The organism is Streptomyces sp. DH12, assembly GCF_020873895.1.
In the GTDB taxonomy this organism is placed as follows: domain Bacteria; phylum Actinomycetota; class Actinomycetes; order Streptomycetales; family Streptomycetaceae; genus Streptomyces.
In genome coordinates this window covers 1-509 of record NZ_JAHWGT010000717.1, presented here as the reverse complement: position 1 = coordinate 509, position 509 = coordinate 1, and the positions used below count along the sequence as shown (strand labels likewise).

The 509-nt window shown below is 68.2% G+C and carries 1 protein-coding gene; it reads right to left on the bottom strand.

Annotated features, from left to right (window positions below; translation table 11 throughout):
• Positions 1 to 506: MFS transporter (locus LPA54_RS36685; protein ID WP_228984825.1), on the bottom strand; the 506-nt coding region annotated here is incomplete at its 3' end.
• Positions 507 to 509: the final 3 nt, after the last annotated feature.

The following is a 509-nucleotide window of genomic DNA, read 5'->3' as shown; positions in this document are numbered from 1 at the left end:
ACCGCGTTCTGCAGCTGTCCGGGGCCGACCAGCTCGGACACGAAGGACTGGCGGGCGGGGTTGTCGACGACCGTCGCGAGGCCGAGGGCGAGGGCGGCGACGTAGATGTGCCAGACCTGGACGAGGCCGGTCAGGGTGAGGACGGCGAGCGCGATCGACGTGAGGGCCATCGCGGACTGGGTGACCATCAGGGTGGGCCGCTTGCGCAGCCGGTCGACGAGGACTCCTCCGTAGAGGCCGAACAGCAGCATCGGCAGGAACTGCAGCGCCGTGGTGATGCCGACGGCGGCCGAGGAGCCGGTGAGGCTGAGCACCAGCCAGTCCTGGGCGATGCGCTGCATCCAGGTGCCGATGTTGGAGACGACCTGACCGAGGAAGAACAGGCGGTAGTTCCTGATCCTCAGCGAGGAGAACATGGAGTTCTTGCGGGCGGGGGCGTCGAGGGCGGTCTTGGTGTCGTAGGGGTCAGGTGCGGGGGCGGAAGCTGCTCCGGATCCCGTACTCAAAGG